We start from the raw sequence: 14,446 nt of genomic DNA, 5'->3' as shown, positions 1-14,446 counted from the left end.
TATCATTGGTATATCTGCATTGCCATCTCAGCAATGATATCCTCAATAAAATCGGCACGTTCAGTTATTGCGTTGTTCTGTGCTTTTAAGAGCATGTTTTCTTTTTTTAGCATCTCAATTTCTGAGAGTTCTCCAGGCTTCGTCAACTCAGCAATCTCTTCTGGCGTTAAGCCCTCGATCCATAAATTATCAGGCTGTGCTGGAGGTGTGTAAACTGGTTCAGGACCTTGTTCCTCGCCCTCCGCCCATTGCTCCCGCCAATCATGTAGCTCGTCGGCATAATCGCTCTGTGCCTCTAGTACAGCGTCCTGATATGCATCCCATGTTAACAGATCGAAACGCGGATGATACAACCCGGTCGGCAACGGAATGCCTACGAGATAACCGATGATCTCTCTTGGCTGTTCTGGTTCTTCTAGCGCGTCCGGTTCATCTTCGATCTCTTCGTCTTCCGGCAGCTCAGGAGCTTCTTCCTGCACTGGCTGGGCATAAATAGGGACGACCCCTATTAAAGAGTCGTCCGGTTCTACATCTTCTATATACAGTCCGTTTAGGTCTACTTTCGGTACTGCTTTTCTCATAATATCGCCTCCTTTAATCTAACGGAAACCGTAGACCATCAAATATAATATTTTGCTTTACGTTGACCTCTGTTGTTATATCTCCATTTACACCTACTGACACTGCGCTCGACATTGGATCTACTTTTGATGTCCATGAGGATGTAAGCATTCTAGAGATTCGCACAGGTCGAAATTGCGTCGGCAAATTAAAAATCTTTGTACCCGCTGGTACGTCAGTAATGTTGTAATATACGTACCCACGAAATTCAATAAATCCTTTATTCACGCGATAAGCTAAATCGAAAGCAGTAAATCCGCTTAGCACTGCGGACGGTGTAATCCAAGGCCCTGCATCCTTCTCCGCTTTTTTTGCTTCAACGACGGATACCCGCGCTAGAGCTTCAGTTACTCCATCCGTAAGATCATGTAGCTGTCCCTTTTCAGTGGCTGCATACACCCCTGTTATGCTTGACACCGGGGATTTATCTAGGCTGATGTAAGAGACGCTGTAGGTAGCAGCTGTATCGTAATTATCCGTCCATGCATAACATGTACCGTCTGCTAACTTATCAATATTCCAAAAATCAGGCAGACCATTTTTAAATACTTGTTTAATTTCGGAGGCACGTTTTTTAAGGTTCGAATCTCCTCCATTACCCGCGTCATTGAGTCCAATGTAGTATACGTCTGATAGAGCATTTTTCTTTGGTCTCGCAGGCTCCCTCGATATATAACCACTGCCTACCTCGATAAAGTTATCGCCTTCGAGCAGAGAAAGAGCGCCATCCTCTTGTACCGTCTCCGTGGTCGGTGTTGCTAGACGGTATAGAAGTTGATACGGTGTCCAGCCCGAAGGTATTGTGGTTGGTAATACTCCTACCGGATTGCCAGCACTCAAAATCTCGACCCATCCTTTTGTTTGTCCGGCCGTACCGTTATATGGGTTTGTAGCCACCCCGCTAGCGCCATTGTACATCCGCCAACCATTAAAATAAGCCTTAATTTCGTCAGGTGTAGGAGTGTAGGAGTCCCCCCAACCGGAATCTGTGATGGCAATAGTAATGTATAATACGCCATTGTAAAGCGTTGATTGATCAGCAGCTGAATAAACACCCGCTGAAGGATATAAAGGGTATCCGTTATACTTAGTCACTCGTTCTGATGCGTTTATGCCACTAGAAGTTGGTAAAATAACGCGTACACGTTTGAAACCTGTATAATTCGTATCGAATAACCACGACCAGTCACCCACAAGATTTGATTTACGCCATAACCTCGTCACCTCATACCGTCCGTTAACCTCACGCAGTATATCCGGATCGCTGCCGTCATTTGGGTTAGCGTGTAACTCTACTCCACCAAAGGCGACAAGGCTGTCTTCACGAGGCTGAAACGGAGTGGCTGTGCTGCCGAGTTCTAATTTCCAATTTTTGAACCTATATACTCCATTGATCTCATTGGACAAATACACTCTAATTTTAATCGCATTAGCTGGTGCGGGATCTGTAGTAACGCTTCCGCCACTCATGGGCAGGAATGCTTGCATAATATTTTGACCATCGCTGCCAAAAAAACCGCCATCAGTGTAGGCTCCTACATCTACGGTATCCATGCTAAAAGTATATTTTTGTCCAGGTATAACCGGAAAATCAATGTAAGAAGTGTTGTATATGCCTTGTGCCGTAAGCGTCATATCATAAGGCCCGTTCTTCTTTGCGTTGGCGTGCAAACTATCCGGCATACTTGGCAGCAAATTTCGTCCATATCTCCGTACATATAACCCATCTACTCCATTAATACCTGGAGGTACATAAGGCAATAGAGCATCAATAGCAGCGCCTGTGATCGTGGTTCCGATGGCTGCATAGTCTGTTGCGGATACGGCGTATAGGCGTAATTCATCGTAATATACCGTGCTTGCTCCCGCGCTTCCATAACCAACTACAATCCTCACCCCATTGCCAACCAAAGAATTGTTTACTGGTAATTTAAGAGGTACAAACTGCCAACTACCAACAATACTTGTGTTTGGAGAGGTTGAGTATCTTATTGTATTTGTCCCCATATCATATAATGCAATTGTCGGGGCTCCCGCAGTGTAGGACTCAATAAATACCCAAACACCAAATACATACTGCAGCGCCTTATCAATTTGAACTGAGAAGTCACGCGTCATGTAGCTCCCGCCTGTTGAACCCGATGCCATCTTAAACGATGAAGCACCCGATTTTTTCTGAGCGGTAGAAATAGCCGGGAGTGTTGACCCAGCCAACGACCACCCCGTTAAACTCTCTCCACTCCCAGCCCCACCAAGTAAATCTATTAACGTCCTACCCTGTACCTTTAATCCTTGTAGTCTAGCGTTCTTTGTTGCGTTTAAAATTTGCTGTCCCGCTACTAAATTGATAGAAGTGAGAGATTCAGTATTCAACCTGTTATTAATCGGAAGTACTGCTGCATCTGCTTTAGCTTGAGATCCTGTTGTTGTTTCTTTGGAGTTCCATGTCACCTTTTCAGTATCCGTTGCAAAACGGTGTGTAGCGTCCTCTACAACTTCTGATCCGTTAACATTCCCCCAAGAGGAGCTCCCGGCTGTTGCTCCAGCCTTCAGCACTTTGCCACTATTACTAGTTCCCGTAGCTGGTACGTGTTGATTACCATCTCCTGTAGGGTGTGTATAATTATTGGCTCCGGTAGCTATTCCCGCCAATTTTGTTTTATCTGCTGCAGTGTAATCATTGGTAGATAGTTGCTTTCCAGATACCTTATCTACCTTATTACCTACTGTTGTGTCTATTTTATCCCAGTTATCATTGAGCATAGTATCGATGTTAAAAGTATCATTACCATCGGTAACTGGGTTAACTTTGAGTAAATTCAAATTGGGTGTATTACTGGACAACAGGCCCACCTCCCGCAAATTTATTTAATAGCGTCTGCTGCAATTGGTTGATTGTCATGATCTTATGCACCTCTTTGATAAGCAAATAACGGTAGGCATAAGACAAAGTCATATGAGCCGGTTTGATATCCTCTAAGGCTTTTTTAAGGTCATCTATGTTAATTGGCACACCCAATGTATCAATAAAGGTAATCACGATCTTATACTCAGCTGGAGATACAGCCACATCAACTGTGCCGCCGTCATATGCCTGTGCTACATTCTTAATCATGTCTCCGGATACCTTACCAAATCCGCGCATTTTTGAAATGATCACAGACCGCCGTTGGTCACTAGGTTTGTTGGTATCGACTACGATTTGTAATTCCTCTTCGTATCTCCCTAATGCCCAAGTAGCCGACTCCGGGAATGCTTGGTTCAATAATTCTTCAACCCGTGCGCCAAGGAGATCAAACTCTGGTCCTTCGCCGTTCATCAGCTCGTTCATTTCGAGTATGTCGGCATAATATGCTGGGAGATAATTTTTTAAACGGTCAGTCCCGTTCATGTTACAGTCACCGTCCCAAGCACTGCCACAGCATCATCCGGAATCTGAATATTAACCGTTTGATTATTTACTTTTAGATTTGCATAATCGATCACAGGCGGTATATCTAGTATTAGGCTTTGTATTCGTGTATAACGGACTAACGAGTCAGTAAAGGCAAGAGTGGCCAGATAATCTCTAGTCGCTGTCTCCAACTGTGTTTTTACTTGATCCGTTGTAGCTCCACTTGCAAGAGTTACACTCACTGATATATTAATAGGAAACTCAGTAGCTCCAACTACTGTAACAACTGCACCGATCGGAGCCACCCCTTCACCCATCCCATCCTTTGTTGGATCAATAAAATTCTGAACTGCCTCGACAATCGCTGTCGATGGTTTTCTCATATCATTGTTCAGCAACACTACCTTAACGGTACCAGGTCCATTCCATAGAGGAAATGCTTTAGCCCGACCAACACCACTGATTTCCCGAGCCCATTGCTCATATTGGTATCTGTTACCGCTGGTAACTGGTTTGGTTATCCGCTCCTGATATCTCTCATATAGCGCTTTATCCGTTTCCCGGTCCACTCCGGCAACAAGCAGTTCTGTCAGTTCAGCCCGAGCTAGGTTATTAATAAAATCAATTGGCAGTAGTGCCCCGAATGTTTGATTTCCAGCAGCGCCCACAGTTTCTGATTCCATACGGTAGTTACCAAGAGAAAGCCGTTCTATTGCCTTGTAATTGATATCTCCTATTGCAAACCGACTGCCTACCGGGATATCTAAAAGAGAATTAGATGAATTGTAAAATAGCCCTCTTAATTGCGCTTTAGTAGCCGCCTTTCGTGTAACACCAGACCACGCAATCGATCGATCCAGATAATCGCCACTAGCTGTATCAGCAAATATTAAATTTGCGTTGATATCCAACTCAACATACATCTGAGCTAATTCCATTGCTGCTGGAGCCATAGCATCATAAATAATGCTACCTTCTCGCTTGTCCAGCCCATCTGGTACCCGGTCTAGCATCCTTTCTAAGATCGTTTCAAACGTTTGATCTTCATACACCGCCATTCACCTCCAATCGGTCTGTATAGTTTCCATAATCACTCTCTACGTCAAACAAGACGAGAACCGCATCGCCATCATAGTTAAATCTAAAGTTGGTTACAGAAACGATACGATCATCCTGAAGTAACGCTTCCCTAGTCCAGCGTTCCACTTCGGTTTCAAACACCGCCCGACCCCGCACCGCTCCAACATCTGCTTCACTACCGTAATTGTCACTGTAAATCAAGTTTTCAAATCGGATTGTCGAGAGTATTTTTATAACTGCCTGTTTTACAGCATCCAATCCATCCACTACCACGGATCCTATACGTCCATTTACAAGGTCTAATTTATAAGTAAGACTTGGTTGGGGTGTATCCTCCATATCCTCATTCAACAGCACGTTATCGCTCTGTGGTATCAAACGCTCACCACCCTATCCATGATTACGTAGCGTTGACCACCTTGCATGCGGATAAGTAAAAGTTTATCTCCGGTAGCTAACGGCTTACGAATTACGTATTCTTGGATTCCTATTGTTATTTTCTGTTCAGATAAGGTTTCCGGAACAATTAAAAAATCCTCCGTAAGTGAAAGCCGATTATCGACCAACACTACAAGAGGATTAATTTTTTCTACAATTCCTAGCTGTACCAGAACAGGACCAGCAGCATTCACCGCTTCAGTGGCAGCGCGTTTTATCGCATCTATCATGATCACACCAACCTTAGCTCTAAGTCCATGGTATGTACTCCGCCTTCTTTCTTATGAGTACATTCATCGACTAGGAAAAATTTATTTATGTTCATTGCGTTGATATATAAATTAACGTAGCATCCTGCACGCATCCGGTAATCTCCAAGGGCCTCTATACTAAGCGTCCGCTTCTCTCGATTCTTCATGAACAGTTGCTGAGTTAGTTGCTCGGTAATTTGAGCCTGATTCAGATTTTCATCCACTGATTCGTAGAGTTGTAGCAATCCCCACTTAGCAATGCTGGCGCTATCTTTGGTAACGTAAGTTTCCCGCTTACCAGTCTCCTTGTTGTCTCTGTACATTACAATTTGATTGTATGTCTCATCGTCAATGTTGCGGCTGTAAGAATAATCTGTCATGAGTGAATCATCACCCACCACAAAAGGAAAGCGCATATTAGAAGCATTACGTATCGTCAAGCTCCCAAAATCGTCAAAGAATACGAAGTTGGTCCCGTAGTTAATCAGGGTCTCATCTAACGCCATGCAGATCATATCGATAAACGTTTTATCGTCACGGATCTGGGAAGGAATAATGTATTTTGTATCTTCCAGTGTTCCGGTCTTGAGCTGCATGTCTTGAGCGATCTTTTGAACTACCTGAGTTGCTGTCTGTTTAGTAAATACATAAGTTCCGCTATTCATCAGATACCGGATCTGATCATAAGCAAGGATGCTTATTTCTTCCGTCTTACCAGTTTCAATACTGAAAATATATCCATAGAAAACCTTATGTCCCTCATCTGTGTACCTAACCACATCGCCATTATTCAGTTGGAATTTTTTATCTTGCCATGGGCCATGGTCTACAAGGGTGAATTCTAAGGATGCTGCCTTACCTATACGGATCGTCTTCCAAGATATATCAGTAACGATGCTGGAAACATCCCAGACGGTGCCATTTTTATTATCGATCAATAACTCCATGTATCATCACCCCGGTAGCTTCAGAACAGAGCCGATTTTGAGTGTCTTCAGCTGCGCATCTGTTAAGCCGTTTAACTTCTGAATCTCTTTCCACCGACTACCGTCACCGAGTTCTCTTTTAGCTATCTTCATCAAGGTGTCCCCGGATTTGATGGTAACTGTTTTAGACTTGGTACGTTCATCTGCGCGTTTCGCTGGCTCTTTCTTAGTGGTTGTTGTTGTACCAGCTGGTGTTGTATTTGTCTTCAACGTCACCTTTTTAGCAGCGTAAAAGACATACTCCTTCAGGCTGATTTCATATTCAAAATCGCCCGGGCTCCCGGCAACCTCTTTATAATTAAATTCTTCGATACTGGCAGCAATATTTATTTTGAGACCCGTTGACGTAAAAATAAACCGGATCGGCTTGCGCTTGTTCATCCAGGTTTCAATCAATTGGATGTAGTCCGCGGGTTGCCCCCAGTTTTTTGATGATACATAGCTTGGTACAGTACCACCGACTGCGATTGCCGGAAAAAAACTACTAAAGCTAATCTCTTTCAGCTTAGCTGCCTTGATTACATTAATTTCACCAAGATCCGTTATATCATAAGTCTCTCCGTCACCTTCCCCGCCAATCTCTATTTCTTCCGGAAGGACGGGGATTTCAAACCAGATAGCACGGTTGTTAAAACTCAGTTCGATGCTGTAGCCATTGGCCACTATACAGCCTCCTTTCTTAAAAGGGAAAAACCTCCATTCTGTCGAATACTGGTAGTTGTCTGACATACCAAATACATAGAAAGGAGGCTCTAATATTGAATAATGATCCTTTTGAAAAAATTCGACGAATAAACGAAAAATTCTCAAAGATGTTTGAGCCATCACCAGCAATGCAGCAAATCTTAAAGCAGCAGAAAATGTTCGAGAGAATGGCGGGGCCTTTTGCTAAAATTCATGAACAGAACACGATGTTCACCACACTTTTCAAAGATGACTACGCTAAAACCTTAACTGCTCAGCAAACCTTGCTGCCTGTTATTCAATATCTAAATGCGTGGGATCAAGAAACGGTCCGTTCTACTTTCATTGCGGGCATAGCAATGAAACAACATGCCGTCACTTGGTCAAATACTTTCAAGTCTTTATCTAATATCTCAGATTCAACAGAAGAAATTCCAGAACCTGTATATCAAAAGATGGAGGAATTAGTCTCTTATGTTCCAGATGAATCAGATAACTTAGATGCCGTTTCCTCAAATGATCAAGAATTTGATACACCCGACGATGATTTAAAGAATTCAATGAGTTGGTCGCAACTGATATTATTCATTCTTACAATTTGGAGTGCAATATACCCTCTTTATCAGGACTATCAGAATCAAATTCAAGATGACAAAACTCAAATGATTCAAGTGAAACAACACGAAGAACTCATTGAGAAATTTGATGAATTCATGATCTTTTTGGCGCCCTTTATTCCTGCAGATCAAGACGATTCCGAACCTGATTTTTCAAATCATCCAGATAAGATATAAATTCTTTTGTACTTTTCTCATGAAGCTCAACCGATGTTTCGTAACGTTGGTTGAGCTTTGCAGTTTCCAATCCACTCCATACGTTCATAGCAAGAACTATAAATAGTAAGATTAGCAGCATGGTGTTTATTTTTTCTTGCTGTCTTTTCAAGACTTATCCCTCCCCTTTAGGTATACAGTCCCTTAGCTGTACTGACCACTTCTTCATTAAGCATAGTGCCGATCTTCTTAACGATGGAATCTACATTAGTCTCATTGTGTACTGGTCCTGTCTTCACTTGGATAGTAGGTGTCAATGTTACGAAGTTTTGGATATTCTTCATCTCAGCAACATCACGCATAACCTTCAGATCCTCTTTAGAGATGTCGATTGGCTTCTCTACTTTGCCGACTTTATCAACTTTTTTAAGCTTATTCTTTTTGTCATTATCAGTCGCTGAACCATTTCCCGCACCGGTATGTGTGGAATCCCACTTAGAGAAATCATACCCTTCTGCAGCTTCTTTATTTTTATTTTGCTTGGCTAATTCCTCTGCTTCCTTTGCCATTTGATCTTTGGCTCGTTTATCTGCTCTATCTTCCAGCATCTTCTGTACTTTGGCTTCTCTCTCAGCAGCGTTTTTGGCGGCGCCATTCTCGGCAGCGGTTATTTTCGCGGCCCTTTGTTGACGAGCTGCTTCTTCTTCAGCTGCAGCTCCTGTCGCAAATTCAACATGTCCAATTGCTTTGATGCTGACAAACTTTAGTCCGTTGAGCTTCTCAATGAGCCTATTCAGTCTATCGATTGCTCCATTCGCCAAATCTTCCATTAATTTAAGAGATTCAACTTTTGCATATCCGAAAGCGTCAGCTATTCCATACCCGACCTTCATGAAGAAGATTGGAACCTGATCGAAGAAATTAAGAATTGCATTCCATGCCCTCATCATGCCAGCAGCAAATTGATCATTAGTTTTCCACAAATTAATCAACCATTTAACAAGTAAATAAAGCGCCGCTACCACAGCGATAATAATAACGATAACCCATGTGAGAGGATTCGCTAATATTGCAGCATTCAAACCAACCTGAGCACCAGTGGCAGTGGTAGTCGCAGCCGCTTGTGCTAGTGTTGCACCTGTAAGGTACGCTTGTCTCGCCTCAGCGATCCCCATTAATAAATTTTGTATGCCCATTACAACGTTTGAAGCGATGACTACGCCTTTCCATAAAGCAAACGCCCCTGCAAGCCCTGTTATTATAGGTGCAATGGTCATCCAGTTAGAGGAAAAAAAGTTATAAATATCTGTAGCTATATCAAGGACACGAATAGCATTTTGAACTACCCAATCCAGTGCTGTGCTCAGACCATCAAAAAATGGCTGGAATGTCCCGTCTTGAAAGGCTGTATTGATCATAGATATTAGAGGCATCAGACTCTGAACTGCAGCTCCTCCTGCATCCGCTAAAGTTGAACGTAAGTTATTGCCTAATACTTCAACCTGTTTGGCTGGGGATGCCATCATGGTGTCGAATGCTTTTTGACCCATTTGCTGCTTTTCCAATAACTGGTCGAACGCCTTGATGAACCCCTCCATATTACCCGCCTTACCGAGATCATCAATGTTAAAAGCCCGTATATCGGATTTACTCATGTTAAATCGTTCAGCTAGAGAAACGATATCACCACTCATAGCCTCCTTGAGCGCAAAAGCAGCACCCTCTATCCCATTCCCCGCACTATCAAAGGCATTTAGCCGCTGGGCGAGATTGTTCAACTGAGATAACTGGTCTGTATTTTGAGTTGTTGAGAAAAAGGATAGCGTGCTTTGTAGTGATTTAGTGACATCCTGACCAGCTGCCAATGCCTCGGCTTTAAATTTATCAAACATCGCCTTCCCAATCTCAGCATCTCCGGTGCGAGCCTTGAACATATCTTCCATCTTCTGTTGCTCCATTGCCCCACCGACTGTCTTTTCGAAGAGAGCTTTTGCGCTCGCCAGTGATAAGTAAGCAGCTACCAAGCCTTTAATATTACTGAGCCAAGCTGAGCTACTTTTACCAGCTTCACGTACTCTACCATTAACCCGAGATTGCAAATCCGCTATTTGCCGTTCAAGCCTGGCTATACGTTCAAGCGCTTGCCGTAGTCCATCAGCGTCAGAACTACGAGTTCGAAGTTGACGTGTAACTCTGATAAGTTGCAAAACTAGCCGTTGTAAGTTGACGAACATTGCTTCAAGTGATCGTGGAAGTTCAATCCTGATGCGTGCTTGAATATTACCAAGCTCCGAGTCAATATGTCTTCTGACGGCAGCGATCTCAGAATTTACCTCCGCTGTATTAAGGCGAATTTTGAGAATAGATTCTTCTCCACCTAATTGCTGCCGAATAGTTGTGAGTCTCTGAAGAATCTCACTGGAGTTAATACTAATTCTGATTAGGCTGCCACTTCCCAAAGCAGCTATTTGCTGTTTAATAATATCCAAATTATGAATAACATCAAAAGCACTAATTCTTAGTGTAATTGGGTTTTGTACTTGTGATTGCAAACGAGCCATAAGTTGCAGCGTTGATGCAAGTACATTATTCACCTGTACTAACCGTTGGCTGAATGCGTCGTTCAGAGCTAAACTGGCGGCAATACCATTCATACGGACTCTCCTTTCTAAGGAAATTAAAAAAGCACTCTTTTTAAGAGTGCTTTTCCGCTATTCAAACTTATAATTCAACTACGTCAGAATTCTTCGTTCTTAGAGTCAACTCATCTACAATTTTTTTGGTATCTTTGATGTCTTTGGGTTTGCGTGTCGTGATATCTGTTTTAAAAGTAACAGAACTCAACTGCCCTGATTTATTTGTATAACTAATTAAAAGATAGTGTGTCGCCCAAATGCCGCCATTTGGTGCGGGGACATTCTCAACTTTAAATTGAGCATCTTTTATTTGCAAAATATCAATTGAAAAATTTGTTCCACCGCCATCAATATTTAATTGGGTGGTATTCAGTTCAATTTTGCAAAGACTCCTTTCTGGCAAAGGGAGTCCATCTACATGACATAAGGTTACTGTTATAGACTGATTCTTTTTAGAATCACTTTTCTTGAAAAAGCTCATTCTATCACTTCCCCTAAAACATTTTTCTATATTCTACCACAGTAGTTGAAGGGTTGTGATCATTTTTTGCGAACTTTGGACTTAGCTGCATCCTTTTTCTCTTTATCGATTCGAACCAAGATCATAGCATAAATTGCAGATCTATCTGGCTTGCTCATTGCCATTAACTCATGTGGCATGATATGAAGTTCGTGGAGGGCGTAGTAAGCCAAGTTAGCCTCACTATCGCCCTCCTCGATTAGTTTTTTACATCTTCAACCAGTTCATTAATATCCTGATCAAAGCCATTTAAGGTTTGAACCTGATCAGTTAACTTGGTAAACTCTCCTGGTAGCAACATCTTGCGCACCAGAGCCTCAGCACCTTTTACCCCGTATGTCTCCTGTAAAGCTGCGTCTTTCAGGTTAGGATAGACAACAGTTGCTGTAACCAATTTAGCGACATACTCATTTGGATCAGTCTCAGAAGTATATTGTCCATACTTAGCCTTTGTACGTTTAGTTGCTGCCTTGCGGATCTCTTGATTCTCCGCCTCAGTGATACTACGTAGCTTCCAAGGAATCGCCTTTCCATCCTTATCTTTAAATCTAGGGGAGACCACGAAATCCTCTGTAGTCTCAACCGCTGCGTTTTGTGCGTAGAATGCTGAAAAATCACTCATATTATTAATTCCTCCTGAATTTTATTTTAATTGGCTGGTGGGTTAAATGCTTGACCCATATCAATATCCTCAAAGGTAAAATCAATATCCTCTTCTAGTGCATCAGATTCTGTATCCAGTGATACCATAACTACACTATCAAGGTTCACACCTAGTAGAGTAATTGTTTGAGACCCAATGGTAGACCCCGGATCTTCATTAGTTACCGTAATATCAAAGTTGGTATCTCTACCCGTTTTGATATAATCAATCATCAACTGGCGGAAACGACTTGTTACATAATAAATCGTCATGCTGCCGGTACCCGACCATCCAGTAGTTTTATGCTGAGTACCACGGCGGCCTAATGTTTTAACTTCAGCCTTCTCCTTTTCAACTGATGCTTCAAGAGTCTTGATGTAGAACATTTCCTCTACCTGACCATTGATTGTGGCGTAAGCCCGCCCCTCTTGTCCGCTAATCGTGTCATTCGCCTTTAAAAACGACATTTATCTCACCTGCACTTTCATATATACTTTTTCGATACTATCTACTGGTTGAATATTGGCTTCCACGTAGATGGCATCTGAATCAACACCAGGAAGTACCGTGATATCCGTCTGAGCATCAAAATTTTGAATGGCATCAATCCCCTGTAAGCTATCCAAATAGATAACTGCCTCTTTACGAAACAGAGCTCGACCATCAACATTATTTGACACCTTACCGATGTAAAATGATTCAAAGATACGCTTCAGATCATTCGCAATACCATCCAACACACGGAGCACACGGTTTTTTTGAAGTTGTTTCCCCTTCTTTGGAGTGTAAGAGAGGAAAGTATTAATATCCTGTTCTATCACAGCCCGATTAACGGAAGGGGTAAAGACAAATTCTCCGGCTTTCAGAGCTGCTTCAATTTGTGTGCTCGTATACCTTGGTGCCACATCTACAGCATCGTCGTATGCCGAATAAGTAAGAGACTCATTCATCTCAGCTGCTGCCGAAGCACCTGCTACCCAAGCAGTAGCCTGGGCTGCTGTAAGTATGGTCCCGTCTGAAAGTACCACGCCATTCTTGACGCTGATTACACCTTCGAAATCGGCTACAGGGTAGTTCTCAAGTGCTGCCTGTACCTTTTTGCCCTCTGACTCTCTCAAGCGCCGTACAAAGGCAGCATATACCGCTTTGAGTGCGTTGTCCGTGGACGTCAGCGCCACTGTCTGGAAATCGTACAGCTCCAGTGCAGCCAAAAAGGCTGTATGGTCCGCATTGGTCACTGTACCATTGGCACCGCCGATCAATGGCGCACCAGCAGAAGCCGTCAAGGCTCCGGTTCCACTCCAAACCACCCAATCATTGGCCTTGAGTCCGGCAATGTTGGCCACAACTTGGGTATCTACTACCGCACCGTCCAGCAGCGTTTTGACGTCAAACTTCGCATTATCATCCATGTTGGTCTGCACCGCCACCGTCAGGGAATTCCCGCGCAGGCCGCCATGCTTCGCCGTGGCTGTCAGATCGCCGACGGTCGCCGCTGCCTTCGTCCCCTCGTTGAGCTTGTACAGCAGTAGTGTCCGTGCCCGTTTTAGGGCTTCACGCACAAGCAGCAGCTCCGGTGCTGTAAGGTCGTATCCCAGCTTTGTCAGCGTATCTTCACCCGCCACAATCGGTATGATCTCCTTGGCTGCGCCCCAAGGCAGCGACAGCGCAATTGCTGTCACGCCTCGACTACCTGCAGCACCCAGCGTTCCACCGGATGACTCGACATTGATATAAACGCCAGGTCTAACTTTGTTTTGAAGTGTCCATGTACCTCCAGCCATTTACTCCGCCTCCTTGTTCTTAAAATCATTCATTACCTGTTGTGCCTCAGAGGCCGTATACAATTTATCCGGCTCTAGGAGCGCCGCCAATACATCCTTATCTTGAAGGGAGTATTTAGCTGAGGATAAGAACTGTTCACGTGTAAATACGCCCTCAGCAGCCTCTACGGCTGGCACACTCTGCGGGCTTGTTGCAGCCTTCGTATTTTCCTTCATTTGATCCCGCCTTTCTCTGTCATACTTTGCATTTTGATATCCGGATCTTTTGTCCGGAATAGGTGGTAATTGTACTGGACGAAGAAATGCAGCACCTCGTCCACGATTTCATGCCGCATGCCGGTTCCCCGGTAGCCACCTTCTACACCAGTTATATACTCAAGGGCTGAATACAACCGCTCTGCAACCCGTTCACATTCTTCCCTCGGGGCCAAGGAATCAGGGTTAGGGAAGTAATGAATGTCATAGGAATTGAACCGTCGATATCGACGATTAATCTCTCTGGATTGACTACCTTCCAGCAGCAGCACAAAAAAGCACGGCTGCTTCATGCCCTGCTCTGTTGCCTCACCGTATACCGGGTATGCCGGGAATATGGAGTCCAGCACCTTACTGATACCATCATTTACGTCTCTCATA

Annotated in this window: 17 protein-coding genes; 1 reads left to right on the top strand and 16 read right to left on the bottom strand. The window is 43.6% G+C overall.

The features are described from left to right. Positions 1-2: 2 nt before the first annotated feature. The 8 genes from NYE58_RS14070 to NYE58_RS14035 are packed head-to-tail and all read right to left on the bottom strand — an operon-like array spanning position 3 to position 7,433. Positions 3-581, bottom strand: coding sequence for a hypothetical protein (locus NYE58_RS14070; RefSeq protein WP_341001866.1), 579 nt, complete (start codon positions 579-581; stop codon positions 3-5). 13 nt (positions 582-594) lie between these two features. Further along, entirely contained in the window at positions 595-3,465 is a 2,871-nt protein-coding gene (locus NYE58_RS14065) for a hypothetical protein (protein ID WP_341001865.1), read from the bottom strand. Beyond that, the gene (locus NYE58_RS14060; protein ID WP_340891671.1) at positions 3,455-4,012 is read right to left on the bottom strand and encodes a YmfQ family protein; all 558 of its coding nucleotides are present in this window, start codon (positions 4,010-4,012) and stop codon (positions 3,455-3,457) included. Before NYE58_RS14060 ends, NYE58_RS14065 begins: the two co-directional genes overlap by 11 nt. Next, the gene (locus NYE58_RS14055; RefSeq protein WP_341002131.1) at positions 4,009-5,073 is read right to left on the bottom strand and encodes a baseplate J/gp47 family protein; all 1,065 of its coding nucleotides are present in this window, start codon (positions 5,071-5,073) and stop codon (positions 4,009-4,011) included. Before NYE58_RS14055 ends, NYE58_RS14060 begins: the two co-directional genes overlap by 4 nt. Then, positions 5,060-5,473: a DUF2634 domain-containing protein gene (locus NYE58_RS14050; RefSeq protein ID WP_036684205.1), complete on the bottom strand. Its 414-nt coding sequence runs from the start codon at positions 5,471-5,473 to the stop codon at positions 5,060-5,062. Before NYE58_RS14050 ends, NYE58_RS14055 begins: the two co-directional genes overlap by 14 nt. Next, positions 5,470-5,763, bottom strand: coding sequence for a DUF2577 domain-containing protein (locus tag NYE58_RS14045; RefSeq protein WP_076138688.1), 294 nt, complete (start codon positions 5,761-5,763; stop codon positions 5,470-5,472). Before NYE58_RS14045 ends, NYE58_RS14050 begins: the two co-directional genes overlap by 4 nt. Before the next feature lie 2 nt (positions 5,764-5,765). After that, positions 5,766-6,731, bottom strand: a complete 966-nt coding sequence (locus tag NYE58_RS14040) for an XkdQ/YqbQ family protein (RefSeq protein WP_341002129.1) — start codon at positions 6,729-6,731, stop codon at positions 5,766-5,768. Positions 6,732-6,737: 6 nt separating this feature from the next. Continuing rightward, entirely contained in the window at positions 6,738-7,433 is a 696-nt protein-coding gene (locus NYE58_RS14035; protein WP_341002127.1) for a LysM peptidoglycan-binding domain-containing protein, read from the bottom strand. 95 nt (positions 7,434-7,528) lie between these two features. Here NYE58_RS14035 and NYE58_RS14030 point away from each other — a divergent pair, with 95 nt between their 5' ends. Beyond that, entirely contained in the window at positions 7,529-8,248 is a 720-nt protein-coding gene (locus NYE58_RS14030) for a hypothetical protein (protein ID WP_341002124.1), read from the top strand. Here NYE58_RS14030 and NYE58_RS14025 read toward each other — a convergent pair. The 8 genes from NYE58_RS14025 to NYE58_RS13990 form a co-directional block, all read right to left on the bottom strand. Further along, positions 8,187-8,399: a hypothetical protein gene (locus NYE58_RS14025; RefSeq protein ID WP_341002122.1), complete on the bottom strand. Its 213-nt coding sequence runs from the start codon at positions 8,397-8,399 to the stop codon at positions 8,187-8,189. The two genes, NYE58_RS14030 and NYE58_RS14025, sit on opposite strands and share 62 nt — an antisense overlap. Positions 8,400-8,415: 16 nt before the next feature. Next, on the bottom strand, positions 8,416-10,881 hold the full coding sequence (locus NYE58_RS14020; RefSeq protein WP_341002121.1) for a hypothetical protein: 2,466 nt from the start codon (positions 10,879-10,881) through the stop codon (positions 8,416-8,418). 67 nt (positions 10,882-10,948) lie between these two features. Next, entirely contained in the window at positions 10,949-11,344 is a 396-nt protein-coding gene (locus tag NYE58_RS14015; protein WP_341002120.1) for a hypothetical protein, read from the bottom strand. Positions 11,345-11,582: 238 nt separating this feature from the next. Further along, the gene (locus NYE58_RS14010) at positions 11,583-12,005 is read right to left on the bottom strand and encodes a phage tail assembly chaperone (RefSeq protein ID WP_076104536.1); all 423 of its coding nucleotides are present in this window, start codon (positions 12,003-12,005) and stop codon (positions 11,583-11,585) included. 26 nt (positions 12,006-12,031) lie between these two features. Next, a complete protein-coding gene (locus NYE58_RS14005) occupies positions 12,032-12,493 on the bottom strand; it encodes a phage tail tube protein (RefSeq protein WP_076208586.1) in 462 nt (153 codons plus the stop codon). Continuing rightward, positions 12,494-13,810, bottom strand: a complete 1,317-nt coding sequence (locus NYE58_RS14000) for a phage tail sheath family protein (RefSeq protein WP_341002119.1) — start codon at positions 13,808-13,810, stop codon at positions 12,494-12,496. Further along, entirely contained in the window at positions 13,811-14,026 is a 216-nt protein-coding gene (locus NYE58_RS13995) for a hypothetical protein (RefSeq protein ID WP_341002117.1), read from the bottom strand. Beyond that, positions 14,023-14,445, bottom strand: coding sequence for a phage tail terminator family protein (locus NYE58_RS13990; protein ID WP_341002115.1), 423 nt, complete (start codon positions 14,443-14,445; stop codon positions 14,023-14,025). Before NYE58_RS13990 ends, NYE58_RS13995 begins: the two co-directional genes overlap by 4 nt. Position 14,446 lies beyond the last annotated feature (1 nt).

Origin of the sequence: Paenibacillus sp. FSL L8-0708, from assembly GCF_038009325.1 — a bacterium.
Classification (GTDB): Bacteria; Bacillota; Bacilli; order Paenibacillales; family Paenibacillaceae; genus Paenibacillus_AQ; species Paenibacillus_AQ odorifer.
This window is presented reverse-complemented; position numbering and strand designations above follow the sequence as displayed.

Coding starts and splice junctions, on each gene's coding strand:
- NYE58_RS13990 (WP_341002115.1), bottom strand. CDS start 14,445: ATGAGAGACGTAAATGATGGTATCAGTAAGGTGCTGGACTCCATATTC.
- NYE58_RS14055 (WP_341002131.1), bottom strand. CDS start 5,073: ATGGCGGTGTATGAAGATCAAACGTTTGAAACGATCTTAGAAAGGATG.
- NYE58_RS14010 (WP_076104536.1), bottom strand. CDS start 12,005: ATGAGTGATTTTTCAGCATTCTACGCACAAAACGCAGCGGTTGAGACT.
- NYE58_RS14070 (WP_341001866.1), bottom strand. CDS start 581: ATGAGAAAAGCAGTACCGAAAGTAGACCTAAACGGACTGTATATAGAA.
- NYE58_RS14015 (WP_341002120.1), bottom strand. CDS start 11,344: ATGAGCTTTTTCAAGAAAAGTGATTCTAAAAAGAATCAGTCTATAACA.
- NYE58_RS14005 (WP_076208586.1), bottom strand. CDS start 12,493: ATGTCGTTTTTAAAGGCGAATGACACGATTAGCGGACAAGAGGGGCGG.
- NYE58_RS13995 (WP_341002117.1), bottom strand. CDS start 14,026: ATGAAGGAAAATACGAAGGCTGCAACAAGCCCGCAGAGTGTGCCAGCC.
- NYE58_RS14020 (WP_341002121.1), bottom strand. CDS start 10,881: ATGAATGGTATTGCCGCCAGTTTAGCTCTGAACGACGCATTCAGCCAA.
- NYE58_RS14040 (WP_341002129.1), bottom strand. CDS start 6,731: ATGGAGTTATTGATCGATAATAAAAATGGCACCGTCTGGGATGTTTCC.
- NYE58_RS14045 (WP_076138688.1), bottom strand. CDS start 5,763: ATGATAGATGCGATAAAACGCGCTGCCACTGAAGCGGTGAATGCTGCT.
- NYE58_RS14060 (WP_340891671.1), bottom strand. CDS start 4,012: ATGAACGGGACTGACCGTTTAAAAAATTATCTCCCAGCATATTATGCC.
- NYE58_RS14000 (WP_341002119.1), bottom strand. CDS start 13,810: ATGGCTGGAGGTACATGGACACTTCAAAACAAAGTTAGACCTGGCGTT.